Source organism: Pseudomonas sp. GOM7, from assembly GCF_026723825.1.
In the GTDB taxonomy this organism is placed as follows: domain Bacteria; phylum Pseudomonadota; class Gammaproteobacteria; order Pseudomonadales; family Pseudomonadaceae; genus Aquipseudomonas.
This window is the reverse complement of record NZ_CP113519.1, coordinates 1944074-1969779: the sequence shown is the minus strand read 5'-3', so window position 1 is coordinate 1969779 and position 25706 is coordinate 1944074. Positions and strand designations below refer to the sequence as shown.

The following is a 25706-nucleotide window of genomic DNA, read 5'->3' as shown; positions in this document are numbered from 1 at the left end:
TCCATACAGGCCGGACCTTTACCGGCCCTCACGCAGGAGCCAAGCCATGCTGAGCTGGGATGAATTCGACAAGGAAGACGGCGCAGAAGCCGCCGTCGCACAGAAAACCACCGCACAACCGGGCGACATGAGCCTCGACGCGCTGAACCGTGTCGGCGGTGACGCCGCCCTCGAAGCGCGCGCCGTGGATGCCAGCGACTCAGACGCCGTGGCCCGCGCCAAGAAAGCCCTGGACGCCCTCGACATCCAGGAAGGCCTGGACGAACTCGAAGGCGAAGGCGCTCGCGTACACGTCGGCGACAAGCAGATGATCAACGCCCGTGCCGACCTCAACCAGCTCGTACCCTTCAAGTACGACTGGGCCTGGCAGAAGTATCTGGATGGTTGCGCCAACCACTGGATGCCGCAGGAAGTGAACATGAACGCCGACATCGCGCTGTGGAAGAGCACCGATGGCCTGACCGAAGACGAGCGCCGCATCGTCAAGCGCAACCTCGGCTTCTTCTCCACCGCCGACAGCCTGGTCGCCAACAACCTGGTGCTGGCCGTGTACCGCCTGATCACCAACCCCGAGTGCCGCCAGTACATCCTGCGCCAGGCCTTCGAGGAAGCGATCCACACCCACGCCTACCAGTACTGCATCGAGTCGCTGGGCATGGATGAAGGCGAAATCTTCAACATGTACCACGAGATCCCGAGCGTCGCGAAGAAAGCCTCCTGGGGCCTCAAGTACACCCGCTCGATCAGCGACCCCACCTTCCAGACCGGCACCCCGGAAACCGATCGCCAGTTCCTCAAGAACCTGATCGCCTACTACTGCGTGCTGGAAGGCATCTTCTTCTACTGCGGCTTCACCCAGATCCTCTCCATGGGCCGCCGCAACAAGATGACCGGCACCGCCGAGCAGTTCCAGTACATCCTGCGTGACGAGTCCATGCACCTGAACTTCGGCATCGACATGATCAACCAGATCAAGATCGAAAACCCGCACCTGTGGGACGCCGACATGAAGGACGAAGCGACCCAGATGATCCTGCAGGGCACCCAACTGGAGATCGAATACGCCCGCGACACCATGCCGCGCGGCGTACTGGGCATGAACGCCGCGATGATGGAGGACTACCTCAAATTCATCGCCAACCGCCGCCTGACCCAGATCGGCCTGAAGGAAGAGTACCCAGGTACCACCAACCCCTTCCCGTGGATGAGCGAGATCATGGACCTGAAGAAGGAGAAGAACTTCTTCGAGACCCGAGTGATCGAGTATCAGACGGGTGGGGCGTTGAGCTGGGATTGATGGCTCGCTGACATCATAGTAGATTGACCCTACACCTGCCAGGGATGTTGGGGTTGAAGCTTAAAGAGAAGCCCCGCCTAGTGCGGGGTTTTTTATTGGAACAATAAAATGAATGAAGAAAAGCTCCTTGAGATAGCTGCTACAGCTTTTATCAAAGAAATATCTGCCGAAATAAAAAATGCTTACGCCGGAGTAACCGCCGAAGCAAAACAATTTCTAGAAATAGGCCTTACCGACTACATTCAAAATCAATACAACAGATTCAGAAGTGTAAAAACCATTCTTAGAGGAAACACTCCAAACTATTTCTATGACGTATATCATCCTTTAAACATAAAAAGCCACAAACACCAAGCAATAACAACCTCAATCGACAGCACATTCGAGAAAAGTAATTACATCACAGTTATCGGCGAAGGAGGAAGCGGTAAAAGCACTCTAGTAAAACATCTTTTCCTCAGAGCCCTTGGAGAAAAACGCGCAATACCTGTTTTCATAGAGCTGCGCCACCTCACAAATTCAAAGAACTCAATTGAATCACACATAAAAGATAAAATCCTTGAACAAAAACTTTCTGAATCCACAAAAATTCTTGAGCGCATGCTCTCTTCTGGAAAGTTTCTTTTTTTTCTGGACGGCTACGATGAAATATCCGGGGAATACAAGAAAAACATAACAGAGAGCATCAATGGCTTCACCGAAAAATACAGAAACAACAAATACCTACTCACCACTCGCCCGTATTCCGACATAGACCTCCTACCCCTATTCCACAACTACCACATAGAGCAACTAAAAGATCACGATATCGCCAGCTTTATTGAGAGACAACTAAGAGAAGAACCGGAGCTAGCTGAAAAAATAAAAAAATCAATTAAGGAATCAAAATCAAAGCATATAGCAAGCTTCTTAAAGAACCCCTTACTACTATCGCTTTACATACTTACCTATCAAAGCAACTCATCAATCCCAACAAAGAAATATGTTTTCTACAGACGCGTAATTAACGCTCTATTCTCTGAACATGACAGTAAGACAAAGTTAGGATTCGAACGTGAAACGAAGTGCCGCCTACAACAGGAGGACTTTGAAAAAGTATTGAAAGCATTCTGTTTCGTCAGCTATTTTGACGAGGCATTTTCATTTGAACACGACGAATTAATATCACGCCTAGACAAAGTAAAAACAGAAATATCAGAACTAAGATTCTCCCCAACCGACTTCACAAGCGATATGAAAATCGCCATTTCTCTGTGGATAGAGGATGGCGGCATTACAACCTTCGCTCACAGATCGCTACAAGAATACTTTGCCGCCCTATTCATAAAAGACCTAGACGACCAGAACAAAGAACAAGTCTACGCTCAAATATTAAAAAAACTAGAATCAATCGCAACACTCAATGAGATAGAAAACTTCTTGTCGTTATGCGAAGAAATGGACGAAGCCAGCTTCAATAAAAACCTTGCGATCCCAATACTAGAGGAACTCAGAAAAGAGCTTACTGGCAGAGACACCCTATCAAAATTTGTCACATTCTTTTCTAGTGGAATAAACCTCCGCCACATCACCTCAGAGACGAAAAAAATCACCAACATCGCTCACACAATGGTCAATAGAAAAGTCTACAAATCAATATATTTCCACCTACCCTTCACAATAAAACTACATGACCTAATGACACAACTTGACCCAGAAGAACTTTTCCCTGAAGGGATACCACCCTCTGAGAGAAGGGACTATGCGACATTTTTATTCAGCAAAACAAAAGGACTAAAGAAAAAGGTCATCGAAGTACTTAAAGAAAAAGGCGCATACTCTCTTGCGCAAAAATTCCTAGACTACATAGATAAAGAAATAGACAAGAGATCAAAAAAAATAGCACTCCAAAATAAAACAAATACAGGATTAATTAACATGATAAAAAAATGATGACAATAGCCAAGGGGAGATAATCGGGGACGGAGATAATCGGGGTAATCGGGGTAATCGGGTAATCGGGGACAGACCACGATTTAGCAACGCCTTACAGCGTTCTTGATCGTTCCCACGCTCCGCGTGGGAATGTAGCCCTCGACGCTCTGCGTCGATCAATGCCAGATCCAGCACGTCAACAAATCTCTGCCGCAGATCAAGAGCAGGACGCGGAGCGTCCTCGGAAGGCGTGCCCACGCAGAGCGTGGGTACGATCACAGTTCTGGAGCGCCAATCTCTCAGACGACGCCAAACGCCCCGTCAGGAGGCCGAGTGGAATCGTTGTGTAAGGGGTTGAGCGGCATGGATGCCGCGAGAGACGCGATGGGCCAGGGATAGTAATCGGGGACAGACCACGATTTACTAGCACCATGCAGGTTAAGCGAACACCCCCAGTTCGCATGATAGCAACGATTGCAACGAGTTGAATAACCAGGAAAGAAGCAGCCATGCACGTGAGTATGCGGAACAGAATAATTCTACCCCTTACCCTGTTGGGCGCCATGCTCTACTCACTGAACTGCCTTGCAGCCAATGACGAGGGAAAAGCGGTGGACATTGACATTCAATGGGGCGCTTATTATCTCACCAAAGAAGACAACCAATATCGAGTATTTCGACTGCTGGACTTCAACCGGTACGCTTATCACGCTGCCATTTTCAAAGAGACCTTCGCCACCAAGCCTACAAAAGATAAGCTCTTGCAGCTTACCCCATTCGTAGGACACGCTCCCATAGATGCTAAAGCTCTACTGCAAGATGAAAGTATTCAGCTCCTGGCATCAGCCCCACTGAAAAAAGAAGATCTGGAGGGTTATCGCTACTATCTTGAAGAGCAAGGAATGTCCGCAGATGAAATGGAAGAGTTAATTCAAAGAATCATGGAATTCAGTACTCAACCACCCTTGCAGCTACGACTTGAAATAATCGATAACGAACTGAAAATTTCGCAGCGCTGAGAACGCCTTAGCGCTCTCAGATCAAGCTCAAACACGGATGGAGTGTTAATACGATGTACTATCCACGAGAAGAAAAACGCGATTTCCTTGCCACCTTATCGACACTCGCTCTGATCGCAGCGATTCCTTTGGCCATTCTTGCCCTGCTAAGCAACAACGGCGCGACTTATCTGTTCCTCATGCTCGGTAACGAGCAAACACAAGCCACCGTGACCGAGGTGCGCAGCACTAGCCCTTATCAGGCTTTTATCAAATACGAGTACCGGGTCGGTGATAGTTCTTTCACCAGCGATTACGCCCAGAACAGGCAACAGGATCGAGTGGGCTATGTCACCAACGGCCCTATTCCAATTGTTCATTCGACTCTATTCCCATCTATAGAGCTGACGTTGGCGACCTACAAGACAAGCCGTGCGGACGCCAAGGTCTTCGCAGGCTGCGTGATCGGAATAGTCTTGCTACTGGCTTTGTCCTTCTTCGCGCTGACCCGGCAGATCAAGCATGCGAACGAAGACTTCTATTACTGACACCACTCCTGATCGTTCCCACGCTCCGCGTGGAAATGCCGCCCCGGACGCTCCAGCGTCCAAACTGCGGGCCGCTGTCGACTTGCAAGACTCTTTTTACCCAAGTGCTTTCGACTTATGCTCGCACCCTCAACGACGTGACACTTACAGTGTTCTTGATTCACTCAAGGAAAGAACGATGCGAAACGCAATTCTATTGAGCCTCTGCTTAGGCCTTGTCGCCTGCAGCTCCAATCCACAGCGTCTATATCAGGATCAGGTAGCCAACTCCACCACTGCCCTGGCGAAAACACCGGCAGAAGCTCTTCGCAACGCCTCGGCTCAGCCCATGCAGGTTGCACCGGGCTGGCACCCAAAACAGTGGAAGATCACAGCCGAAGAACCTCGCCTACTGATCGACAATACGCCGTCGAACTACCGGGTATTTTCGGTATCTCTCAAAGCCAGCAAGCCCTTTCAGATCAAGGTGGACTCCTGGTGCGTGAACGCCTGCCTCGGCTTCAGCAAATACGTGCTGGCCCCCTATCTGATTCTTCTGGATCAGGACTCGAAAGAGGTCAGCCGAGCCTATCGCCAGATACAAGGCTCCGTCGGCGTCATCGGACAAACGCTGACAGGTCAGGTGGAAAGCGATGGCATCTACTACCTGATCGTAGCGGCAGACAACCACGCCCCCGGCGAGTTGCTGTTGGTCGATAACGTCAGGGTCACTGGGAACGGCATGACAGCCAACGCGCCGACAATCCAGGTCGGGATGGGCAGTTCCCCCTTCGGCAGTGTGGCCGCCTATCTGGTAGAGCCACAATAATCATTCCTCACCTCCATGATCGTTCCCACACACCACGTGGGAATGCCGCCCCGGACGCTACAGCAAGTAGACCGGACATCACCTACGGTGGCTGAAACATTGCCATCTACCGGATTTAACAGCTCACTCACGAAACGATCATGGATCTTCAGTCGCCAGAGAAACATTGATGTAGAAATATTTTATCTCTGGCCAAGCGTCACGTTTATTTATGGGTGTTTCCTCAGACCCCATGCCTAGCATGTAACCCAGCCCTGTCGCTTTGTCGCGATAAAAATAAGGCGTTGAGTCCCAACCGCAGCAGATGAATTGAAGCGTTGGTAGACCGAAGCTACGGCTCATATATCGTTCGGCCTCAGGTGCGTTCGAGCCTGTTACACGGTAGCGAGCGACGAAAGGTTTTCCCTGCGCATCGATGTCTTGAGCGCAGCCTAGGAACTCAACGGAATCTGGCTTATCGCTGAGCTGTGCAAGAAAGTCACCGCAACGTAGCTCAGCCTTCGCACAACCGGCCAACACCAGCAAAACCATGAAGAGAAGCCCGGAAATCAGCCGATTCATTCAGACACCTACCACCAATAGATAAATACACTGTCAGGCTAATGCTTTCATAACGTTTTTCAGCCAGTAGTCAGGACGATCACCGCACGGTGGATGAAAAGAGCGTCATCCACCCTACGCAATTAGCCCTTGCTTCTCTTCCTGGCAATCGCCTTCATCCGCGCCGCCGCCTTCTGCACAGTGGTCATTTTCTCGGGGCGTTTCATGCCCCGCCATTTGCGGATTTCCTCGCGGATGCGGCCGCAACTGACGCACAGCTCGCCGTTGAGCTGGCACAGCGAGACGCAGGGATTTTCAATGTCCTTGGCCACTCTTGCTCCTAGTCGGCTGCTCGACCGAGAACACAACATGAGCGGCGATATCGGCAAGGCTGATGCCCATCTCATCGAACGCGGCCTGCGTCAGCGCCAGCATTCGCGCCTTGTCCGTGCAGGCGAGCGCACGCGCTCTGTTCGCCTCGCTGTCGAACATCCAGGTCACCACAAGGCTCTGCGGGAATTGCTGGTAGTCCACCTCATGGGTCAACCACTGGAAGCCGACGATTTCACTTTTGGCCGTTTCGCAGGCAGCCGTGAGGGTGCGAATCAGCTCACGCTCGATAGCTGAGTATTTTCGTTTCGGCGACGCCATAAAGCCCTTCTGAATCCGAGTTCGCTGCAGAGTCATGTTACCCGAGGGCTTCAGCACCATGAGCTACAGTTTCAGTTGAACGTCGCGGCATGCTGTTTCGCCGAGTAGCTGCAGCAAAACCTGCATGCGCTCCCGGTGCTGCGGGAAGGCTGAAAGGTATGACGCAGGCCACAGGCTATCCATCTGGCTGCTGCAACCCAGGCGCGCTTGCTGGACAATGCCTGCCCCCGACCGGAACCACCCCGCCCCCGAATGACAACTGAGCTCGCTGATGGCCATTGCCCCCAGGGCAGTGGCCGCATCGAGCCAGGCGTGGTGTGAGTGAGATACCAACGAAGCCATTCGGGCGAAGGCCAACCAGAACGTTCGCGTCATGAAAAACAAAGGTCACAAGGAGTTGCCCATGTTCAACAAGATAATCTGCCGAGTCATGCTTTCCCTGCTGCTGCCGCTGCTGGCCGGCACTGCTCAGGCGTCCGATGTCATTCAGATTCTGACCCAGAATTACCCGCCCTTCAGCATGTCGGCCAATGGCAAGAACTTCGAGCGGGAAGACGGGATAGTGGGGATCGACAAGGAGGTGGTGGTCGAGCTGTTCAAGCGCGCCGAGATTCCCTATCAGATGACGCTGCGATTCCCATGGGGCCGCTTGCAGGAGATGGCCGAACAGCAACCCGATTTTGCCGTGTATTCGCTCAGCCGCTCTGCAGAGCGCGAGCCGCGCTTCAAGTGGGTCGGGCCATTGAGCGAGATTCAGTTGGTGCTGTTGAAGATGCCGGGCAACCCGATCGTGCTGAACAGCCTCGACGATGCTCGCCGATACAGCATTGGCGCGGTCGCAGGCACCAGCGTCAGCCAGTATCTGGAGAAGCAGAACTTCAGCCTCAAGACCACCCTGAGCAACGCCCCCGCCAAGCTTCAAGCCGGTGAGTTCGATCTGTGGGCCACCACCAATCCGGCTGGTGACTATGAGTCCAGGCAGGACGGGGTCGGCAAACTGGACGTGGCCTTTTCCATCAGCAGCACTCAGCTCTACCTGGCGCTGAACAAGGAAACCCCCGATGAGGTGGTGCAGAAGCTGCAAAGCACGCTGGATCAGATGCGTCAGGAGGGTTTCATCGATCAGGTAACGGCTCGTTATCTGAGCGAATGATCGAGCGGATCGCACCGGCGCGCGGCACAGGCCGTTGCGCAAGAACGGGCCCCATGCAGCGCACAGGTTACAATCCCCGGCTCACGCCCTTGCCCAGCGGAGTCGCCGCCCGATGTTCACCCTCACCCACCTCAGCAGCCCGCCGCCCGAGTCCCTGAAAAGCCAGGTGTTGCAGATGGTGGTGGATTACTTCGCTGACCTCAGCGCGGTGCCGCTGCTGCCGAGCAACCCGCTGTATCAGCTCTACCAGTACGTGATCGGCTATGAGGTGCACCTGCATCTGCAGAGCATGAACGGCGCGGCTGAAGGCCCCGCGCAGTTGCTGCTGGCGCTGGACGATGAAGACCCGGCCCGGGTGCTGGGTTTTGCCCTTTATCTGCCGAGCCCCGACGATAGCGCCGCCTGCACCCTCGCCTACCTTGCCGTGCAGGCCGAGCATCGCGGCAAGGGCATTGGCCGGGGGTTGCTACAGCGTGTGCAGGAGCGGCGCCCTCATCTGGAGCTGGCCTGCGTGGCGAGCAAGGTGCCGCTGTTCGAGGCCCTGGGCTTGCAGGTGCTGGCCGCCCAGGGCGCGCAGGTGCTGATGAACAGCCGCGACTATCGCTCCAGCGGCATGGTGGCAATCGCCGACCTGGCGCCAGTGTTCGCCTCCACGGAGGTCAGGCAGATTCACACCTACCTGCTCAAGCAGCACGGACAACGCGCCATGCAGGAGGCGGAAAAGCAACGCGACGCGCACCTCGACATGCTCGCTTTGCAAGCCCAACAGCTAGTGAACGAACGCCTGCCTTCCCGCTCGTTGCACTGAACCGGGCTGGTTCACCTGCCCGGCGGTGACGAAACCTGCATCATCGACCATTCCCAGGCTGCGTGTGGGCCCTCGAAGCCACTCGCACATGCATGGCGTTGCGCTATCATCGGCAACCTCACAACCATCAAGAAGGGATTCACATGCTCAAGCGCATCGTTCTATTGGCCAGCGTGGCTGCCGTGCTACAGGGGTGCGGCGTGACCATGCCGCGTTACGAACCCAACTACGACAATGTTCAATTGCTCAAGCAGCATGCCCCCTTGAGCATGCTGGATACGCCGAGCGTAGTGGCGGACAAGGGGCAGGATTCGATTGCGGTTCGCGCCAACCCGCTTCGCAGCCCAGAAGGCTCGTTGAGCAAACATGTGCAGAAGGCGCTGGAGAGTGAACTGCGTCTGGCCGGGCTGCTGGATCCTGCCGCCAAGCGTCATCTGGACGTTCGCCTGCGGGAAAACAGCATGACCGCCGGCATGGGCAGCGGAAATGGTTCGATTCGTGCCGACTTCGAGCTACGCGAGGGCAATACCTCGCTGTATAGCGCCAGCAAGACGGTGAACAGCGTATGGGATAGCAGCTTCGTCGGTGCCATCGCCATTCCATCCGCCGCCAACGCCTACAACCCGCTGGTGCGCAAGCTGCTGGCCGAGTTGTATCAGGACCCGGCCTTCATCGCGGCCTTGAAGGAGTGACGCGAAGGTCGGCGCGCCTTGGGCGCGCCGCTGGATTTCAGCCGCGCATCAGCAGCGAGCGCCCCTGAGCGTACTTGAGCACCTGCTGATCCACCAGTTGCTTGAGCAGAGCATTGAGCTGACGCGCGAAGCTGGCGCTCACCGCATCGGCCGGGGTGTGGCCCATCATGGGAATGAACACCAGGCCCATCCAGGTACGCACCGAGTCGTGGTTCTCGCCCACCTTGGTTACCTGGCCTTGCTCGTCGATGACCTGCAAGGTCATGGTGTACTCGTCCTTGGCGCTGCCTGGGATGATACCCAGAGTGAGGCCGGTGATGATGCCACTGACAGCCGCCGCCCCCTCCGAACCGTCGTTGTAGACATTCAGTTTGAGGGTGTAATCGCCAGGCTGCTTCTGGAACTGATCGAGGGTATAGCGGCTGAACAGGCCCGAATCACGCAGCACGGCCTCGAGTTGCGGCTTGAGCATGTCGCGTGCCTGCGGGACTTCCACCGCCTTGGCGCTGCCGGCCTCGCCACGGTAGAAGTTGAAATCCACGAATACACCAGGGCGTTGCTGATAGTTCGCCATCGAGGGCAACTTGGTTGCCGCCACTTCCTCACCTGGAAAACTGGCACAACCCGCAAGCGCCAGTACCATCGCCATGCCTATCATCTTCAACTTCATAACTGCTCATCCTTGTTGAATTGAAAAGTGCCGCACTCATGGCAGCGCCGACACTCTATGCAAAGCCAGGAAAAGTGGCAATTGGCCATCCGACTCCTTTTGCCTCGCACCGTCCCGCACGCTCCCAGGCCAAGTAAGCTGGACAGCGGCTGCAAAGGTGGATGAAACCTACAGCTCAACACCCCATGGGCCAGGTGCAAGTTGGACAACGCGAAGCTTGTCTCACGAAACTCAGCCCATGAGACGGGACAGAAGAATTCGACCAGGGCATCCCTGCATATTCAATTGACAATGCATGGATCAGCAGAGGAACAATGGGGCATCGTCCATGATTTCGTCGCCTGCCTGACCATGGCTGGTGACGCGAACTTTCCATCCATGTGAACAAGGAAGCTCCATGCGTATTGCCCTGCTCCTCATCCTGCTGCTATGTCAGAGCGCTTACGCGACCGAGGTCGTCAACGACGTCACCGGCATGAACTCCATCGAGGTGGCGCAGGTGCTCACGCCGACCGAGCTGAAGCAGATCGTCGAAGCCGTGCGCAACCATCAAGGCCCCATCGCCATTGGTGGTGGGCGCTACAGCATGGGCGGTCAGACCGCGACTGAACACGCACTGCAACTGGACATGCGACGTTTCAACCGCGTGCTGGAGTTTTCCGCAGAGCGTCGGGAGATTCGCGTACAAGCCGGCATCACCTGGCGCGACGTGCTCGAGTACATCGACCCACAGGGTCTGTCGCCACAGATCATGCAGTCCTACGCCAATTTCACGGTAGGCGGCGCACTCAGCGTCAACGCCCATGGCCGATATGTCGGACAAGGTCCCTTGGTGCTCGGCGTGCGTTCGTTGCGCCTGGTGCTGGCGGACGGCCAGGTGGTGGAAGCCAGCCCGACGCAGAATCACGAACTGTTCTATGGCGCCATCGGCGGCTATGGCGGGCTCGGCGTCATCGTCGAAGCCACCCTGCCACTGGTGGAAAACAGCAAGCTGATACGCCAGGCGCAACGGATGCCACTCAGCGAATATGCGCAGTTCTTCGCCAGCCAGGTGCGCGGCAATCCAGAGATGGTGATGCACAACGCCATTCTTTATACCGACGATTTCGACAGTGTCCGCGCCGTCTCCTACCTGCGTACAGATGCTCCGCTGACCGTGAGTGAGCGCCTGGTACCGCGAGATCGCGACTACAAGGCCATGCGTGCAGCGCTGGCAATGGCCAGCAGCAACGGCGGCACCAAGGTGCGAGAACGCCTGGTTGACCCGCTACTGCTAAGGGAGGCACAGGTGCAATGGCGCAACCACGAAGCCAGCCTGGACGTGCGCGAACTGCAACCCATCTCTGGCCCAGGCTATAGCTACGTGCTGCAGGAGTACTTCGTCCCCGAGGCGGAGCTGGAGCGGTTCGTTCTGGGTATGAAAGAGATCCTCAAGCGGCATCAGGTGAAAGTCGCCAATGTCTCCATCCGCCATGCCAAGGCCGACCCTGGCACCCTGCTGGCCTGGGCACGCAGCGACACCTTCGCGCTGGTGCTCTACTACCGCCAGGGCGTTTCGCTCGAAGCGCGCGCCGCCGTCGCCGACTGGACTGGCCAACTGATCGATCTGGCCATCGCCCATCAGGGCAGCTATTACCTGCCTTATCAAATCCATGCCAGCCGTGAACAATTCCTGGCCGCCTATCCGCGCGCTCAAGAGTTCTTCGCGCTGAAAAAGCACGTCGATCCAACCAACAAGTTTCGCAACAAGCTGTGGGATGCCTACTACCGCCAGGGCGAGTAAGTAACGCCCCCGGACAACCTCCATCTGCTATGGATCAAGGCCCATAGCGCAACAGAGCTGCCTTAGCGCCTACCCAGCCAGAATTGCGGGCGGCGTCGGTGATGAGCGAGGGCCAGCACCTGAAAGCCTTCAGACGTTTCCCGGTAGAGGATGGATAGGGGAAAACGGCGTAGCGGAGCACTGCGAATGTCCGGCTCGAGTTCAACGCTCCAGGCTCTGGGGGATTCACCAATGAGTTTGGCCAGAGCCTCGAACTCCGCGACGAGTGCCCCACCCAAGCCAGGAATCTTCGATTCGTAATAACCGACCGACTCCAGAAACTCGGCCTCCGCTGCCGGGTGGAAAGAATATTTCATCGAATCAAGGCTCTGGCCTTGTTCATCACTGCATCACCTGGCACCGCCTGAACCGAGCCACTGTCGAGCTCTTCCATGCGCTGTCGTGCTTCAAGCAACCAGTCTGCTCGTAGCTCTTCTTCCGAGGGGGCTTCGAGGCTCAAGACCAGACGCTGGATCAGTTGTGCGCGCTCCTCACGGGAAAGGTGCAGGGCTTCATCCTCGATCTTCTGCAGATCCATGGCATAACCTCTCGCTTGTCTACCGACAAATCTTGGCACGGATGCTTGGCAGGTGCCATGGCTGGCCTCCGGATGGTCGGGCATCTTCAGGGCCCCATGCTGACGAAGTGATCGTCCCCAGGCTGCACGTGGGGACGATCAGTAACTCACCCTTCAGCAAGGCTAAGGTAGCGGCCCTTGCAACCCGATGCTTCGTACAGCTTTCACTCAAGCCCAGCCGCATCATCACCTCTGCCTGGAGCAGCAGGTCGCTAACCGCAGTGCTCGGGGCGTTTCTGGGCAGGTTCTCGGTCAGCAGCGCGGCCATCATCGGCCTCAAATCTGGCGGCGCTCTGCTCGCCCCAAGCCAGGACAACAGGCCCCGAGGACACAGGGATGAAAGACTCAGCACGCGGTTTATGGCTCGTCACCAGCGGCATCGTGGTACTCAGTTTCGATGGCCTGCTGGTGCGCCTGGCGCATACCGATGGCTGGAGCATTCTGTTCTGGCGCGGCCTGCTGATGTGCCTGGCGCTGGGGGTGTTTTCGCTGTCGGCCAGAAGCCGCGCGAGCATTCGCGCACAGCCGCTGCTCAGCGCCACCTCGGCCCTGTTGCTGGCGTTGATCTCGATCTTCTTCGTCCTGGCCATCCTGCATACCCAGGTCGCCAACGTGGTGATCATCCTCTGCACCGCGCCATTGTTCGCCGCGCTGTTCACCCGCTTCTTCCTCGGCGAGCCGGTGGCCCTGCACACCTGGCTGGCGATTGGCGTGGCCGCTCTGGGCATCCTGGTGGTGTTCGCCGGCGCCTTCCAGGCGGGCGATCTGGCCGGCAATGGCTATGCCCTGCTGTCCTCGGCAGCGGTGGGCGCCAACCTCACGCTGCTGCGCCGCCACCCGACCCTGGAGCGCATGCCGCTGATCGCCCTCGGTGGCCTGGCCGCCGCGCTGATCGCCTGGCCGAAAGCCCAGCCGTTCGGCCTGGAGGCTTCGAGCTACTGGGTGCTGGCGCTCATGGGGCTGGTACAGATGCCGCTGGCCACGCTGTTGATCAACAACGCCACGCGCTACTTGCCCTCGGCCGAGGTGGCGCTGTTCTACCTGCTGGAAAGCGTGCTGGGTACGTTGTGGGTCTGGTACTTCCTGCAGGAAACGCCGACTCACTCAGCGCTCTACGGCGGCGCGCTGGTGATTGCCACCCTGGTGGTGCATGCCGGCCTGACCTTGCGCCCGCGCCCGGCACTGCTGGCACGCTGAGCGGCAAGCCTGTCGCTAGGAGAAAATGCCGTTTCGCCTATTGCTGGCTCAGCAGCTTGCGCAGGGGCACGCCATCCTTGTGCACGGGAGATTTGATGACGATGTAGCTGAAGTACTTGGAGATGCCGATGTTCTTGTCCAGCAGGCCTTCCATCACGTCCTGGTAGTGCTGGATGCTGCGGGTCATGAAGCGCACCAGGTAGTCGTAGCCACCACTGATCAGGTGGCATTCGAGCACTTCATCGACCAGGCGGATGTTGGACTCGAACTTGGCGAAGTCTTCACGCTTGTGGTCACTGAGGGTGACTTCGGTGAATACCGTCACCGATTCGGTGATCTTGGCCAGGTTGAGGTGGGCGTTGTAGCCGGAGATGTAGCCAGCCGCTTCGAGGCGTTTGACCCGTTGCAGGCATGGGCTGGCAGAAAGACCCACGGCGTCGGCCAGGCTGACGTTGGTGATGCGCCCATCCTTCTGCAATTCGACCAGGATGTTGATGTCGATCCGATCCAGCTTCAATCCACCTTCCATCGCTTACCTCTCGAATACGCCGTGCGTCTTTCTAGCAAACTCAGCCCCGTAAAGACAACTGATGCAGCGCGACCAGGTCCGCCATGCTGCTCGCACAGAAATGCGCCTGGCAAGGCTGGGCATGGACACTCTCGGCGCGGCGGATCAGGCACATGTCCACGGGCGCCATGGGGCGGGCGGCGGCGCTGGTGATCAGCAGCAGATGCTTGCGCTGCAGGTCGTTGGCCTGCAACCAGGCCGGGTCGCTCAGGGGACTGGCGGCCGGGGAGAACAGCTCCTCGCTGGCGATGCCCAGGCGCTCGCATAATGGGTCGCGGTCGGCGCTGTCGCGATCGGCATAGACCAGCACGCGGTAGAACTTGCGCAGGTACAGCAGCGCGCCGGGGGCATCCTCGAACAATGGCCAGTCACAAGCCGAACGGGCGAAGGCCATGCCCTCCTCCCAACTGGCTTCCAGGCCCAGCTTCTGAGCCAATTGGCGATGGGCGAAACACAGCGAGCCGCCGACCCCCAGCTCATCGAAGCGCGGCGCCAGCGCCTGGGAAATCTGCCGGAACAGCTCCAGCACCTCATCCTTCTCGGGCGGTTGTGGGTGTTGGGCCAGCAGCGTTTGCAACGCAGTCCAGATCCCCGAATCACGGTCGATCAGCACTTCGTCGCAGTCGATCAACAGGGCACGATAGTCCGTCAGTTCCATGGCTTTAAAACCTCCACAGGTTCAATGGCCGCTGCCACCTCTGGGCACCTCTGCGGCAACGGCCCGAAGCGGCTCAGCGCAGCGCGCGCTGCAAGGCGCCGTCGAGAATCACCAACGCTTCGTCGATCTGCGCCGGTTCGGTGACCAGCGGCGCGAGGAAGCGCAGCACGTTGCGGTATATGCCGCACTTGATCACCAGCAGGCCACCCTTGCGCGCCTCGTCGATGATGCGCTGGTTGAGTTCGGCATCCGGGCTGCGCGCGGCGTCGTCCTTGACCAGTTCCATGGCCAGCATGAAGCCGCTGCCACGCACGTCGCCGATCTGCGGGTAGCGCGCCTGCAACGCCAGCAAGCCCTGACGCAGGTGCTGACCCAGTTGCTCGCCACGGGCCAGCAGGTGCTCGCGTTCATAGGTGTCGATCACCGCCAGGGCGGCAGCGCAGGCCAGGGCGTTGCCGCCGTAGGTGCCGCCAAGGCCGCCCGGCGCGGCGGCGTCCATGATCTCGGCACGCCCCACCACGCCGGAAATCGGCATGCCGGCAGCCAGGCTCTTGGCCACGGTGACCAGATCGGGCTGGATGCCCGCATGCTGGAAGCCGAACCAGGTGCCGGTACGGCCGAAGCCGGCCTGCACTTCGTCGAGAATCAGCACGATGCCATGTCGCTCGGTCAGCTCGCGCAGTGCCTGGAGAAACTCCGGCGGCGCGGCAAGGAAGCCACCATCGCCCTGCACCGGCTCGATGAGAATGGCGGCCACTCGATCCGGCGTCACCTGGGTGGCGAACAGCTCGTGCAGGGCGGCCAGCGCCATGTCGCTGGTGAAGCCGCGATAGGCATTGGGGTACGGGGTATGGAACACCTCGGGGGCCAGGCCGAAGTTCTGTTTGTAGGGCTGACTCATGCCGGTCAGGGTGGTGCCGAGCAAGGTACGGCCATGGAAGCCGCCACGGAAGGCGATCACCGCCGGGCGCTGGGTATGGGCACGGGCGATCTTCACCGCGTTCTCCACCGCCTCGGCGCCCGAGGTGAACAGTGCCGCCTTGTGGGCGATGCCGCTGTCACCGGCCACCAGTTCACTCAGGCGCTGCACCAGGTCCAGGTAAGGCCGGTAGGCCACCACCTGGAAGCAGGCATGGGTGACCTTCTGCAGTTGCGCCTGCACGGCGGCGAGCACCTGCGGGTGGTTGTGGCCTATGTTCATGACGCCGATGCCACCGACGAAATCCAGGTAGCGCTTGCCGTCCACGTCCCAGACTTCGGCGCCCTGGGCGCGCTCGATGACCAACGGATGGGCGGTGAGCAGGCCGCGCGGCACGAAGCGTTCACGCTGTTGCAACAGGTAAGGGGTTTCTTCGCATTTGCTGTTCATGACAGGTCCCATGGTGAGCGGGCAGCCTGGGGGGCTGCGATGCAGTTCAGGTTAAGCCTTGCGGGCAACGTTCTAAGCCGAACTTGGCGGCCCAGATACACGGATCGACTGTTTTGCTCACGGCAAACGGCAGAATCGGCCAGCCCTTGAGGTAGAGCGCCGCGTGCCATCACAGCACTGCCGCGATGGCCTTGCCGACGTCCTGGGTCGAACCCTGGCCGCCGAGATCGGGAGTCACCGCTCCGCTGGCGATGACCTGCTCGATGGCCGCGAGGATGCCGTCGTGGGCCGCGCGATAACGGGCATCGCCGGCGCCGAGAAAATCCAGCATCAGCGCACCGGACCAGATCATCGCGATGGGGTTGGCGATGTTGCGCCCGAAGATGTCCGGCGCCGAACCGTGCACCGGCTCGAACAGCGAGGGGAAGCGCCGCTCGGGGTCGAGGTTGGCCGACGGCGCGATGCCGATGGTGCCGGCGCAGGCCGGGCCGAGGTCGGAAAGAATGTCGCCGAACAGGTTGGAGGCCACCACCACGTCGAAGCGATCCGGCTGCAGCACGAAGCGCGCGCAGAGGATGTCGATGTGCTGCTTGTCCCAGCTCACCTCGGGGTACTGGGCGGCCATCAGCTCGGTGCGCTCGTCCCAGTAGGGCATGCTGATGGAGATGCCGTTGGACTTGGTCGCGGCGGTAAGGCGCTGGCGCGGCCGGCTCTGCGCTAAGTCGAAGGCGAACCTGAGGATGCGATCCACGCCCCGGCGGGTGAACACCGACTCCTGCAGCACGAACTCGTGCTCGCTACCCTCGAACATCTTGCCGCCCACCGAGGAATACTCGCCCTCGGTGTTCTCGCGGATCACCACGAAATCGATATCGCCCGGCTCGCGCCCGGCCAGCGGGCAAGGTACGCCAGGGAACAGGCGCACCGGGCGGATGTTCACGTACTGGTCGAAGTCGCGGCGGAACCTGAGCAGCGAGCCCCACAGCGAGATGTGATCGGGTACCTTGTCCGGCCAGCCAACGGCGCCGAAGTAGATGGCGTCGAAGCCCTTGAGCTGCTCGAACCAGTCGTCGGGCATCATCTGCCCGTGCTGCAGGTAATAGTCGCAGTTGGCCCACTCGAACACTTCGATGCTCAGTTGCAGTTCCCACTTGGCAGCGGCCTGCTGCAGCACGCGCAGGCCCTCGGGCATCACTTCCTGGCCGATGCCGTCACCGGCGATGGCAGCGATTCTGTAGGTTTTGCTCATGCCTCACCTCACGCGCCCAGCAGGCCGCCGATATGAAATGCCTTGATTTCCAGGTATTCGTCGAGGCCGTATCGGGAGCCCTCGCGGCCCAGACCCGATTGCTTGACGCCGCCAAAGGGCGCCACCTCCATCGAGATCAGCCCGGTGTTGAGGCCGACCATGCCGAACTCCAGTGCCTCGCCGACGCGCCAGGAACGACGCATGTCCTGGGTGAAGAAGTAGGCACCGAGGCCATAGGGCGTGGCGTTGGCCATTTCCAGCGCCTGTTCCTCGGTACTGAAGCGCATCAGCGGCGCGACCGGGCCGAAGGTTTCTTCATTGGCCAGCAACATGCCGGGGTGAGCATCGCCGAGCACGCTGGGCTGGACGAACTGCCCCTCCCCCGTCGGCATCCCGCCGCAGAGCAGCGTCGCGCCCTGACTCAGGGCATCGTCGATATGCCGGGCGACCTTGCTCACGGCCGCAGCGTTGATCAGCGGGCCGATGGTGGTGCCGGCGTGCAGGCCGTCGCCGACCTGGAGCTTGCCCACCTCCTCCACCAGGCGCGCGGCGAAGCGCGCGTAGATGCCGTCCTGCACCAGGATGCGGTTGGCGCACACGCAGGTCTGCCCGGCGTTGCGAAACTTGCTCTGCATCACCCCGGCAATCGCCTGTTCCAGGTCGGCGTCATCGAACACGATGAACGGCGCATTGCCGCCCAGCTCCAGGCTCAGGCGCTTGATCTGCTCGGCGCTCTGGCGCATCAGCAGGCGGCCGACGGCGGTGGAGCCGGTGAAGGAAATCTTGCGCACCGTGGGGTTGCCGGTGAGTTCTTCACCGATGCCCGCCGGCATACCGGTCAGCACGTTGAACACCCCGGCAGGGATACCCACGCGCTCGGCCAGCACCGCCAGGGCCAGGGCCGACAGCGGGGTCAGCTCGGAAGGCTTGACCACGATCGGGCAACCGGCAGCCAGGGCCGGCGCGCACTTGCGCGTGATCATGGCATTGGGGAAGTTCCATGGAGTGATGGCCGCACACACGCCCACGGGCTGCTTGAGGGTCAGCAGGCGCCGATCACCGCTGGGCGCGGGAATGGTTTCGCCATAGACGCGGCGCGCCTCCTCGGCGAACCATTTGACGAAACTGGCGCCATAGCGGATCTCGCCTTGGGCTTCGGCCAGGGGCTTGCCCTGCTCGCAGGTCATGATCAGTGCCAGGTCGTCGAGGTTGTCGAGCATGGCCTGATACCAGCGCTCCAGCAGCGCCGCGCGCTCGGCGGCCGGGCGCGCCCGCCAGGCCGGCCAGGCGCGCTCGGCGGCCTCGATGGCGCGGCGGGTTTCGCTGCCCTGCAGGGCCGGTACGCGGGCGATGCATTCGCCGCTGGCGGGGTTGATCACCTCCAGCGTGGCACCGTTGTCAGCCGCCTGCCACTGCCCATCGATATAGGCACGCTCGACCAGAAGGCTGGGATCCTGCAAACGATTCTTCAACATGATGGACTCCGCTTTCGAGATGACCTTCAGTCTATTGAGGGGCGGCAGGCGAGGATGCTGAAAGCGCGCCTTGCACAGTGGCGGATGCTGAAAATCGCCCCGCCACGGCAGGCTCTGCCGCCCCTGGTCGGGGCCCCGTGTCAGCTACGCAACGAGCCCAGCAGGCCGTCGAGAAAGCGCTCGCCAGCGTCCATCTGGCTCAGCTCGACGAACTCGTCGGGCTTGTGCGCCTGTTCGATGGAGCCCGGCCCGCAGACCACCACCGGCACGTCCAGGCGCTGGGTGAACAGACCACCCTCGGTGCCGAACGACACCTTGGCAGTGCCCGTACCCGGCTCGGCGAACGCTTGCAGAAAGCGCACGGCTTCCACACTGGGGTGGGTGTCGAGGCCGGGGTAGACGTTCAACGTCTCGATCTCGATGGTCGCCACGCTGGACAGGCGCTTGGCCTCGGCGGCAATGGCCTCGGCCTGCTCACGCATCTGCTCGATGAAGCCGTCGAGGTCATCGGCCGGCAGGTTGCGCACCTCGAAATCCAGGCTGCACAGGTTGGGCACGATGTTCAGTGCCTTGCCGCCGGCGATCTGGCCGACATGCACGGTGCTATAGGGCACGTCGTAGGCGGCGTCGTGCGCGCCCTGCTGTTGCAAACGCCGCTGGCCCTCGCGCAGCGTGGCGATGAAGTCGCAGGCCAGGTGAATGGCATTGGCCGAACGCGGCGCCAGCGAGGAATGCGCCTCCTGGCCACGACACAGGGCGCGGTAGGAGCCCTTGCCCTTGTGGCCGAGGACGAACTGCATGCGTGTCGGCTCACCGACGATGCACAACATCGGCCGAACCGGCGCCAGGTGCAGCACGTCGAGCAGCCGGCGCACGCCAACGCAGCCGATTTCCTCGTCATGGGACAGGGCCAGTTGCAATGGGCGATTCAGGGGGCCATCGGCCGCGTTCAGCATGGCGTCGATGGCCAGGGCGATGAAGCCCTTCATGTCGCAACTGCCGCGGCCATACAGGCGCCCGTCGCGCTGCGTCAGCGCGAAGGCCGGCAGCGTCCAGGCCTGGCCGGCCGCCGGCACCACGTCGGTGTGCCCGGACAGCAGGATGCCCGGCACCTCACGCGGGCCGACGCTGGCGAACAGGTTGGCCTTGCGTCCGCTCTCGTCCTTGACGATCAGCGACTCGATGCCCCGGCTCGCCAGCAGCTCGCGCACATAGTCGATCAGCGCCAGGTTGGACTCCGAGGAAACGCTGTCGAAGGCGATCAGACGTTTGCAGATCTCCAGTGCCCGGGCTCTCATGCGTAGGCTTCCAGAAGCTTGCGCTCGCAGCGCACCTGCTGCGCCTGCTGCAGTTCGGCGCTGCTGCGGTGACAGAGCACCTCGCTGCCACCGGCGATGAGGACACGCGGCGGCTCGCGGCGGTTGCACAGCCCCTCGACACGCACCGAACAACGATCGAGGAAGGGGCACAGCCTGGCGCCCACGGCCGGCTCGCTGATCACGGGCAAGGCGCCGTAGCTGGCGCCGCAATTTTCCAGCCAGCCCTGGCGCAGCTCCGGTACCGAGTTGATCAGCAGGTCGGTGTAAGGGTGAAACGGCGCCTGGGCGAAGGCCTGCTGATCACCGGCCTCCACCTTGTGGCCGCTGTACATCACCACGATGTCGTCGCACAGCGCGCGCACCGTGGAGATGTCGTGGCTGATGAACAGGTAGGACAAGCCCAGCTCGCGGCGCAGGTCGCGCAACAGTTCGAGAATCGCCGCGCCGACCACGGTATCCAGCGCCGAGGTGACTTCGTCACAGAGGATCAGATCCGGCTCGGCGGCCAGCGCCCGTGCCAGGTTGATGCGTTGCTTCTGGCCACCGGACAGCTCGCTGGGGCGGCGCTGGGCGATGCCGGCCGGCAACTGCACCAGCTCCAGCAATTCGGCCATGCGCCGCTGCTGCTGCGCGCCCTTCATGCCGTGGTAGAAGCGCAGTGGCCGGGCCAGGATGTCTTCGATGCTGTGCTGCGGGTTGAGCGCCGTGTCGGCATTCTGGAACACGTACTGGATGCGCCGGAACTGCTCGCGGCTGCGCCCATCCAGAGAGCGGCTCAGCGGCTGAGCATCGAGCAGGATCTGCCCGGCCGAGGGTTCGACCAGGCCGGCGATGGCCTGGGCCAGGGTGGTCTTGCCCGAACCGGACTCGCCGATCACCCCCACTGCCTCGCCACGCCGCACCTTGAGGTCGACCTGGTGCAGCACCTTCTTGATGCCGTAGCAGATTTCCAGGCCACGCACGTCGAGCAGCAGGCCCTCCTCCTCCGGAGTGACCTGATGATCGCTGACGCCGCCCTGCACCGTTGGCTTCATCGCCGCCAGCAGGCTGCGCGTATAGGGATGTTGCGGCTCGCGCAGGATCTGTTCGGTGCTGTTGTGCTCCTGAATCTGGCCATCACGCAGCACGATGATGCGGTCGGCCATCTGCGCCACCACGGCCAGATCGTGGGACACGTAGATGGCGGTGGTATCGCGCTCGCGCACCACCTGCTTGAAGGCGCGCAGCACTTCGATCTGGGTGGTCACGTCCAGCGCCGTGGTCGGCTCGTCGAGGATCACCAGGGCTGGGTCGGTGATCAGCGCCATGGCCGCCATCAGACGTTGCAACTGCCCGCCCGAGACCTGGTGCGGATAACGCGCGCCGATACGCTCGGGTTCCGGCAAGGCCAGGGCGCGGAACAGCTCGACGGCTTTGTCCTGCGCCTGCTTGCGTGACAGCAGGCCATGGATCAGGGCGCCTTCGATCACCTGCGCCATGATGGTCTTCGAGGGGTTGAAGGCCGCTGCCGCGCTCTGCGCGATATAGGCCACGGTGCGCCCGCGCAACTTGGCCAGCTCGCTGTTGGAGAGCTGCAGCACATCGACCTCGCCGATGCGCACCGAGCCACCGACGATGCGGCAACCGGCGCGGGCATAGCCCATCAGTGACAGGGCGATGGTGCTCTTGCCCGAGCCGGACTCACCGATCAGCGCCAGCACCTCGCCCTTGTTCAGGCTGAATTCGGCCCCCTGCACGATCGGTACGTCGATGCCCTGGTCATTGCGGGCGGCCACCTGCAAGCCACTTACCTTGACGATCTGCTTCATGTCACTTCTCCGTGCCGCGCTGGGTTCGTCCGCCGAGGCTGTCGATCAGCAGGTTGACGCCCATGGTCAGGCTGGCGATGGCCAGCGCCGGGGCCAGTACGGCCGGGGCGCCCTGGCCCAGACCCTGAATGTTCTCGCGCACCAGCGAACCCCAGTCGGCATCCGGCGGCTGGATGCCCAGGCCGAGGAAGCTCATGGCACTGAGCAACAGCACCACGTAGACGAAACGCAGGCCGAAATCGGTGAACACCGGGCGCAGCATGTTCGGCAGCACCTCGATGAAGATGATGTAGGCCATGCCCTCACCGCGGGTACGCGCGACCCGCACGAAGTCCATGGCCATCAGGTTCACCGCCACGGCACGGGCGATACGGAACGAGCCGGGCATGTAGGCGAAAGCCGCCATCAGCAGCAACAACGGCACCGAGGAGCCGAACGAAGCCACCATCAACAGGGCGAAGATCTTGTTGGGAATGGCGATCAGGGCATCCTGGGTGCGGCTGATCAGGGCATCCAGCCAGCCTCCGGAGGCCGCCGCCACCAGCGCCAGCAGTACGCCGGCGGAGCAGGCCAGCACGGTGGCCAGCAGGGCCACGCCGATGGTGTATGGCGCGCCCTGCAGCAGGCGGCTGAGCATGTCGCGGCCCAGGTAATCGCTGCCCAGCGGGAATTGCAGGCTCAGCGGGCCGAAGAAGTCATCGCTGACCAGAGCGTTGGGGTCGTGCGGTGCCAGCCAGGGGCCAGCCACCGCCATCACGGCCCAGAACGACACCAGCAGCAAACCGACGATGCCGGCACCGGACAGCTTCAGACGACGCTTGCGCGGCGCCACGGCGGGCAGCGGAGCCTCGAGGGGAATATCGCGCAGCGCGGCGCTCGCTCGTGTGGATACGGTGTCCGTTTTCATTTGCGCAGCCTCGGGTTGGACAGGATGGCACAGAGGTCGGCCAGCAGCACCAGCGTCAGGAAGCCCAGGCAGAACAGCATCACGCAGGCCTGCACCAAGGGCATGTCGCGGGTGATCACGCCATTGACGATCAGCGTCGCGATCCCCGGATAGTTGAAGATCGACTCGACGATGACCACGCCGCCGAGCAGGTACGACAGGCTCAACGCCACCGCATTGGCGATCGGCCCGATGGCGTTGGGCAGTGCGTGGCGCAGCACCACGCGGATCGGCCGGGCGCCCTTGAGCACGGCCATTTCCACGTAGGGCGAACTGAGCTGATCGACCACCGCCGCGCGGGTCATGCGCGCCATCTGGGCGATCAGCACGCAGCACAGGGTCAGCACTGGCATGGCATAGACGCGCAACAGCTCGCCGAAGCTGTGCACCTCGACACTGCGCGACAAGGCCGACAGCCAGCCCAGCTTCACGGCGAAGATCAGCACGGCGATGGTGGCGATGAGAAACTCCGGCACGGACACCGCGAACACCGTCAGCATGTTGCTGTAGCGGTCAAACTTCGAGCCACGGTACATCGCCGAGAGAATGCCGATGCTCAGCGCTATCGGCACCGACACCAGCGCGGTGATTGCCGCCAGGCTCAGGGTGTTGGGCAGGCGGCTGGCGATCAGATCGCCCACCGGCATGCCATTGACCATCGATACCCCAGGGCTGCCACTGAGCAGTCCGCCGAGCCAGTGCAGGTAGCGCAGGTAGATCGGCTGATCCAGACCAAGCTGCGCCCGCATGGCCGCCACCGCTTCAGGGGTGGCCTCCTGGCCGAGCATTTCCTGCACGGCGTCGCCGGGCAACAAACTGGTGAGGAAAAATACCACCAGCGAGACGATCAACAAGGTGATCACGCCAATCCCCAGACGTCCCACCACAAGGCGCGCAATGGTGCCGTTCATATTCAAGCCCCTCTTGTTATAGGGTCGCCGCCTGCCTTACCGTGCCGGCGGCGCCGTGCTTATCGGCGCTGCGCTTCAGGCATCCAACCAGGCGTACTCGGCGAACATGTAGCCCATCAGCCCACCCAGTGGGTGAGGCACCAGTCCCTTGAGCTTGGCATTACGGCCATCGAGGCTGCTGTTGAACTGGGAGATGCCGACCCCACAGTGCTCATGCACCAGCGCCTGCATCTCACCGTACATCTGTTTGCGCTTGGCGTCGTCGGTTTCCCCGCGCGCGGCGAGCAGCAACTGATCGAAGCGCTCGTTCTTCCAACCCGACTCGTTCATCACAGCATCGGACTGGAAGAAGAGGCTGAACAACAGATCGGCGGTCGGACGCGCCCCGATGGCACCGAAACCCAGCGGGTGCTTCATCCAGTGATTGGACCAGTAGCCATCGGCTGGAACCCGTTTGATATCCAGCTTGAGGCCGATCTGCTGGCCGGAGAGCTGCAGGAGCTGGGCGATGTCCAGCGAGCCGGTAGCAGCCTCCGACGCCACCAGCGGCAAGGAGCGCCCGGCCATGCCGGACTTCTGGAGGTGAAACTTGGCCTTGTCCAGGTCGAACGCGCGCTGCGGGACATCGGCGGAGTAATAGCGGCTGTTGGCGGCGATCGGCTGGTCGTTGGCGATCCTGCCGTAGCCACGAAAGGCCACGCGGTTGATCTGCTTGCGATCGAGCAGGTACTTCATGGCCAGAACGAAATCCGGGTTCTGCACCGGGCCCAGCTCATCGCGCATCACCAGGTTGGTGTAGCCGCCAGTGGGCGACTCCATCAGCGCCACGTTGGCATTGCCCTCGAGGCGCGAAACCGAGCGCGGGCTGACCGGGTTGATCAGATCCACGTCGCCGGCCAGCAACGCGCTGATCCGTGCCGACTCATCGGGGATGGAGAAGAACTCGATCTCGTCGAGATACGGCAGGCCCGGCTTCCAGTAGTTGTCATTGCGCTTGGCGATGGAGCGCACGCCCGGCTGGAACTCGGCACAGGTGAACGGCCCGGTGCCGTTGGCGGTGGTGAAGTCGGTGGTGCCGTCCCGCACGATGAGAAAATGCGTGGTGCCGAGCACCGCCGGCAGGTCGGCATTGGGGCTGATCAGGCGCACCTGCACCTCGTGCGGGCCGTTGGCCTTCACCTCCTCGAACTGCTGGGCGATGCTCAGCGCCTTGGAGCCCACCTGCGGCAGCTTGTGCCGGGTCAGCGAGTAGACCACGTCGGCCGAGGTCATCGGCTTGCCATCGTGGAACAGGATGTCCTTGCGCAGCTTGATGTTCCAGGACAAGGCATCGCTGGTGTCGAACGACTCGGCCAGGGCCATGCGCGGTACCAGTTGCTCGTCCAGCGAGGTCAGGCCGTTGTAGAACATGTTGTGCCGACAGTAATCGGTGTAGTTCGAGCCCTTGGCCGGGTCGAGGGTGTCGGCGGTGGAGCTGGTGGCGCTGGCCACCTTGATGCGCCCACCACGTTTGCCCTTGACGCTGCCTGCGCTGGCGCCAGCGGCCAGCACCTGGCCTGCCGGGCCGAACAGGCTACCCGCGCCAGCCGCGGCGATACCGGCCAGGCCCAGCATGCGCAGGGCGTCACGGCGCGACATGCCCCGGTTGAGCCCCTCGAAAATGCGCTGACTCTGCTCGCCGCTGATCAGTTGAGTGTCGGGGATGTTCTTGTTGTCAGACATATCGTT

The 25706-nt window shown here is 60.6% G+C and carries 26 protein-coding genes; 10 read left to right on the top strand and 16 right to left on the bottom strand.

All coding sequences use genetic code 11. The features are described 5' to 3' along the window. Positions 1-46 precede the first annotated feature (46 nt). The 5 genes from OU800_RS08915 to OU800_RS08895 all read left to right on the top strand — a co-directional run bounded on the left by OU800_RS08915 (position 47) and on the right by OU800_RS08895 (position 5565). Complete coding sequence (locus tag OU800_RS08915) at positions 47-1297, top strand: ribonucleotide-diphosphate reductase subunit beta (RefSeq protein ID WP_268183000.1); 1251 nt, start codon at positions 47-49, stop codon at positions 1295-1297. A 108-nt stretch (positions 1298-1405) separates the two neighbouring features. Continuing rightward, on the top strand, positions 1406-3229 hold the full coding sequence (locus OU800_RS08910; protein WP_268182998.1) for an NACHT domain-containing protein: 1824 nt from the start codon (positions 1406-1408) through the stop codon (positions 3227-3229). A 545-nt stretch (positions 3230-3774) separates the two neighbouring features. Beyond that, positions 3775-4230, top strand: coding sequence for a hypothetical protein (locus OU800_RS08905; protein ID WP_268182996.1), 456 nt, complete (start codon positions 3775-3777; stop codon positions 4228-4230). Positions 4231-4283: 53 nt separating this feature from the next. Then, positions 4284-4757 (top strand): hypothetical protein, encoded by a 474-nt coding sequence (locus OU800_RS08900; RefSeq protein WP_268182993.1) that lies wholly within the window; start codon positions 4284-4286, stop codon positions 4755-4757. Between the two features lie 178 nt (positions 4758-4935). After that, on the top strand, positions 4936-5565 hold the full coding sequence (locus tag OU800_RS08895; protein ID WP_268182990.1) for a hypothetical protein: 630 nt from the start codon (positions 4936-4938) through the stop codon (positions 5563-5565). A gap of 138 nt (positions 5566-5703) precedes the next feature. Here OU800_RS08895 and OU800_RS08890 read toward each other — a convergent pair whose 3' ends face one another. The 3 genes from OU800_RS08890 to OU800_RS08880 all read right to left on the bottom strand — a co-directional run bounded on the left by OU800_RS08890 (position 5704) and on the right by OU800_RS08880 (position 6756). Next, a complete protein-coding gene (locus OU800_RS08890) occupies positions 5704-6126 on the bottom strand; it encodes a DUF4952 domain-containing protein (RefSeq protein WP_268182988.1) in 423 nt (140 codons plus the stop codon). A 122-nt stretch (positions 6127-6248) separates the two neighbouring features. Beyond that, positions 6249-6437, bottom strand: coding sequence for a DUF1289 domain-containing protein (locus OU800_RS08885; RefSeq protein ID WP_268182987.1), 189 nt, complete (start codon positions 6435-6437; stop codon positions 6249-6251). Further along, a complete protein-coding gene (locus tag OU800_RS08880; protein ID WP_268184246.1) occupies positions 6421-6756 on the bottom strand; it encodes a hypothetical protein in 336 nt (111 codons plus the stop codon). Before OU800_RS08880 ends, OU800_RS08885 begins: the two co-directional genes overlap by 17 nt. A gap of 403 nt (positions 6757-7159) precedes the next feature. Between OU800_RS08880 and OU800_RS08875 the strand changes: the two genes are divergently transcribed. From OU800_RS08875 to OU800_RS08865, 3 genes are all read left to right on the top strand, one after another. Then, a complete protein-coding gene (locus OU800_RS08875) occupies positions 7160-7909 on the top strand; it encodes a substrate-binding periplasmic protein (protein WP_268182985.1) in 750 nt (249 codons plus the stop codon). 112 nt (positions 7910-8021) lie between these two features. Next, positions 8022-8717 (top strand): GNAT family N-acetyltransferase, encoded by a 696-nt coding sequence (locus tag OU800_RS08870; RefSeq protein WP_268182983.1) that lies wholly within the window; start codon positions 8022-8024, stop codon positions 8715-8717. Positions 8718-8860: 143 nt separating this feature from the next. Beyond that, positions 8861-9409: a hypothetical protein gene (locus OU800_RS08865; protein WP_268182981.1), complete on the top strand. Its 549-nt coding sequence runs from the start codon at positions 8861-8863 to the stop codon at positions 9407-9409. Positions 9410-9446: 37 nt separating this feature from the next. Here the strand turns inward: OU800_RS08865 and OU800_RS08860 are convergent, their stop codons facing one another. Then, positions 9447-10079, bottom strand: coding sequence for a hypothetical protein (locus OU800_RS08860; RefSeq protein ID WP_268182979.1), 633 nt, complete (start codon positions 10077-10079; stop codon positions 9447-9449). Positions 10080-10476: 397 nt separating this feature from the next. Between OU800_RS08860 and OU800_RS08855 the strand changes: the two genes are divergently transcribed. After that, positions 10477-11862, top strand: coding sequence for an FAD-binding oxidoreductase (locus OU800_RS08855; RefSeq protein WP_268182977.1), 1386 nt, complete (start codon positions 10477-10479; stop codon positions 11860-11862). Positions 11863-11924: 62 nt separating this feature from the next. Here the strand turns inward: OU800_RS08855 and OU800_RS08850 are convergent, their stop codons facing one another. Together OU800_RS08850 and OU800_RS08845 are read right to left on the bottom strand one after the other, a co-directional pair. Then, positions 11925-12218: a hypothetical protein gene (locus tag OU800_RS08850; protein ID WP_268182976.1), complete on the bottom strand. Its 294-nt coding sequence runs from the start codon at positions 12216-12218 to the stop codon at positions 11925-11927. Further along, positions 12215-12439 carry an addiction module protein gene (locus OU800_RS08845; RefSeq protein WP_268182974.1) on the bottom strand — a complete coding sequence of 75 codons (225 nt, stop codon included), beginning with the start codon at positions 12437-12439 and terminating at the stop codon, positions 12215-12217. The genes OU800_RS08850 and OU800_RS08845 overlap by 4 nt, the downstream gene beginning before the upstream one ends. Before the next feature lie 375 nt (positions 12440-12814). Between OU800_RS08845 and OU800_RS08840 the strand changes: the two genes are divergently transcribed. Beyond that, complete coding sequence (locus OU800_RS08840; RefSeq protein WP_268182972.1) at positions 12815-13675, top strand: DMT family transporter; 861 nt, start codon at positions 12815-12817, stop codon at positions 13673-13675. A 37-nt stretch (positions 13676-13712) separates the two neighbouring features. Here OU800_RS08840 and OU800_RS08835 read toward each other — a convergent pair whose 3' ends face one another. The 10 genes from OU800_RS08835 to OU800_RS08790 form a co-directional block, all read right to left on the bottom strand. Beyond that, on the bottom strand, positions 13713-14204 hold the full coding sequence (locus OU800_RS08835) for an Lrp/AsnC family transcriptional regulator (protein ID WP_268182970.1): 492 nt from the start codon (positions 14202-14204) through the stop codon (positions 13713-13715). A gap of 40 nt (positions 14205-14244) precedes the next feature. After that, positions 14245-14901: an HAD family hydrolase gene (locus tag OU800_RS08830; protein WP_268182969.1), complete on the bottom strand. Its 657-nt coding sequence runs from the start codon at positions 14899-14901 to the stop codon at positions 14245-14247. A 73-nt stretch (positions 14902-14974) separates the two neighbouring features. Beyond that, positions 14975-16270, bottom strand: a complete 1296-nt coding sequence (gene gabT / locus OU800_RS08825; RefSeq protein WP_268182968.1) for a 4-aminobutyrate--2-oxoglutarate transaminase — start codon at positions 16268-16270, stop codon at positions 14975-14977. A gap of 169 nt (positions 16271-16439) precedes the next feature. Continuing rightward, complete coding sequence (locus OU800_RS08820; RefSeq protein ID WP_268182966.1) at positions 16440-17519, bottom strand: tartrate dehydrogenase; 1080 nt, start codon at positions 17517-17519, stop codon at positions 16440-16442. A gap of 8 nt (positions 17520-17527) precedes the next feature. Next, a complete protein-coding gene (locus tag OU800_RS08815) occupies positions 17528-18994 on the bottom strand; it encodes an NAD-dependent succinate-semialdehyde dehydrogenase (protein ID WP_268182963.1) in 1467 nt (488 codons plus the stop codon). Between the two features lie 140 nt (positions 18995-19134). After that, positions 19135-20292 carry an acetylornithine deacetylase gene (gene argE, locus OU800_RS08810; RefSeq protein ID WP_268182961.1) on the bottom strand — a complete coding sequence of 386 codons (1158 nt, stop codon included), beginning with the start codon at positions 20290-20292 and terminating at the stop codon, positions 19135-19137. Beyond that, on the bottom strand, positions 20289-22121 hold the full coding sequence (locus OU800_RS08805; protein WP_268182959.1) for an ABC transporter ATP-binding protein: 1833 nt from the start codon (positions 22119-22121) through the stop codon (positions 20289-20291). The genes argE and OU800_RS08805 overlap by 4 nt, the downstream gene beginning before the upstream one ends. A gap of 1 nt (position 22122) precedes the next feature. Beyond that, positions 22123-23028 carry an ABC transporter permease gene (locus OU800_RS08800; protein ID WP_268182956.1) on the bottom strand — a complete coding sequence of 302 codons (906 nt, stop codon included), beginning with the start codon at positions 23026-23028 and terminating at the stop codon, positions 22123-22125. After that, positions 23025-23978 (bottom strand): ABC transporter permease, encoded by a 954-nt coding sequence (locus tag OU800_RS08795; protein WP_268182954.1) that lies wholly within the window; start codon positions 23976-23978, stop codon positions 23025-23027. Before OU800_RS08795 ends, OU800_RS08800 begins: the two co-directional genes overlap by 4 nt. A 75-nt stretch (positions 23979-24053) precedes the next feature. After that, positions 24054-25700, bottom strand: a complete 1647-nt coding sequence (locus OU800_RS08790; protein WP_268182952.1) for an ABC transporter substrate-binding protein — start codon at positions 25698-25700, stop codon at positions 24054-24056. Positions 25701-25706 lie beyond the last annotated feature (6 nt).

What these genes read in the sequence shown, in the direction of transcription:
- OU800_RS08830 (WP_268182969.1), bottom strand. Translation starts at nt 14,901, where the DNA reads ATGGAACTGACGGACTATCGTGCCCTGTTGATCGACTGCGACGAAGTG.
- OU800_RS08875 (WP_268182985.1), top strand. Translation starts at nt 7,160, where the DNA reads ATGTTCAACAAGATAATCTGCCGAGTCATGCTTTCCCTGCTGCTGCCG.
- argE (WP_268182961.1), bottom strand. Translation starts at nt 20,292, where the DNA reads ATGAGAGCCCGGGCACTGGAGATCTGCAAACGTCTGATCGCCTTCGAC.
- OU800_RS08835 (WP_268182970.1), bottom strand. Translation starts at nt 14,204, where the DNA reads ATGGAAGGTGGATTGAAGCTGGATCGGATCGACATCAACATCCTGGTC.
- OU800_RS08795 (WP_268182954.1), bottom strand. Translation starts at nt 23,978, where the DNA reads ATGAACGGCACCATTGCGCGCCTTGTGGTGGGACGTCTGGGGATTGGC.
- OU800_RS08890 (WP_268182988.1), bottom strand. Translation starts at nt 6,126, where the DNA reads ATGAATCGGCTGATTTCCGGGCTTCTCTTCATGGTTTTGCTGGTGTTG.
- gabT (WP_268182968.1), bottom strand. Translation starts at nt 16,270, where the DNA reads ATGAACAGCAAATGCGAAGAAACCCCTTACCTGTTGCAACAGCGTGAA.
- OU800_RS08865 (WP_268182981.1), top strand. Translation starts at nt 8,861, where the DNA reads ATGCTCAAGCGCATCGTTCTATTGGCCAGCGTGGCTGCCGTGCTACAG.
- OU800_RS08895 (WP_268182990.1), top strand. Translation starts at nt 4,936, where the DNA reads ATGCGAAACGCAATTCTATTGAGCCTCTGCTTAGGCCTTGTCGCCTGC.
- OU800_RS08915 (WP_268183000.1), top strand. Translation starts at nt 47, where the DNA reads ATGCTGAGCTGGGATGAATTCGACAAGGAAGACGGCGCAGAAGCCGCC.
- OU800_RS08820 (WP_268182966.1), bottom strand. Translation starts at nt 17,519, where the DNA reads ATGAGCAAAACCTACAGAATCGCTGCCATCGCCGGTGACGGCATCGGC.
- OU800_RS08805 (WP_268182959.1), bottom strand. Translation starts at nt 22,121, where the DNA reads ATGAAGCAGATCGTCAAGGTAAGTGGCTTGCAGGTGGCCGCCCGCAAT.
- OU800_RS08850 (WP_268182976.1), bottom strand. Translation starts at nt 12,218, where the DNA reads ATGAAATATTCTTTCCACCCGGCAGCGGAGGCCGAGTTTCTGGAGTCG.
- OU800_RS08815 (WP_268182963.1), bottom strand. Translation starts at nt 18,994, where the DNA reads ATGTTGAAGAATCGTTTGCAGGATCCCAGCCTTCTGGTCGAGCGTGCC.
- OU800_RS08790 (WP_268182952.1), bottom strand. Translation starts at nt 25,700, where the DNA reads ATGTCTGACAACAAGAACATCCCCGACACTCAACTGATCAGCGGCGAG.
- OU800_RS08905 (WP_268182996.1), top strand. Translation starts at nt 3,775, where the DNA reads ATGCTCTACTCACTGAACTGCCTTGCAGCCAATGACGAGGGAAAAGCG.
- OU800_RS08900 (WP_268182993.1), top strand. Translation starts at nt 4,284, where the DNA reads ATGTACTATCCACGAGAAGAAAAACGCGATTTCCTTGCCACCTTATCG.
- OU800_RS08910 (WP_268182998.1), top strand. Translation starts at nt 1,406, where the DNA reads ATGAATGAAGAAAAGCTCCTTGAGATAGCTGCTACAGCTTTTATCAAA.
- OU800_RS08800 (WP_268182956.1), bottom strand. Translation starts at nt 23,028, where the DNA reads ATGAAAACGGACACCGTATCCACACGAGCGAGCGCCGCGCTGCGCGAT.
- OU800_RS08860 (WP_268182979.1), bottom strand. Translation starts at nt 10,079, where the DNA reads ATGAAGTTGAAGATGATAGGCATGGCGATGGTACTGGCGCTTGCGGGT.
- OU800_RS08855 (WP_268182977.1), top strand. Translation starts at nt 10,477, where the DNA reads ATGCGTATTGCCCTGCTCCTCATCCTGCTGCTATGTCAGAGCGCTTAC.
- OU800_RS08880 (WP_268184246.1), bottom strand. Translation starts at nt 6,756, where the DNA reads ATGGCGTCGCCGAAACGAAAATACTCAGCTATCGAGCGTGAGCTGATT.
- OU800_RS08845 (WP_268182974.1), bottom strand. Translation starts at nt 12,439, where the DNA reads ATGGATCTGCAGAAGATCGAGGATGAAGCCCTGCACCTTTCCCGTGAG.
- OU800_RS08840 (WP_268182972.1), top strand. Translation starts at nt 12,815, where the DNA reads ATGAAAGACTCAGCACGCGGTTTATGGCTCGTCACCAGCGGCATCGTG.
- OU800_RS08870 (WP_268182983.1), top strand. Translation starts at nt 8,022, where the DNA reads ATGTTCACCCTCACCCACCTCAGCAGCCCGCCGCCCGAGTCCCTGAAA.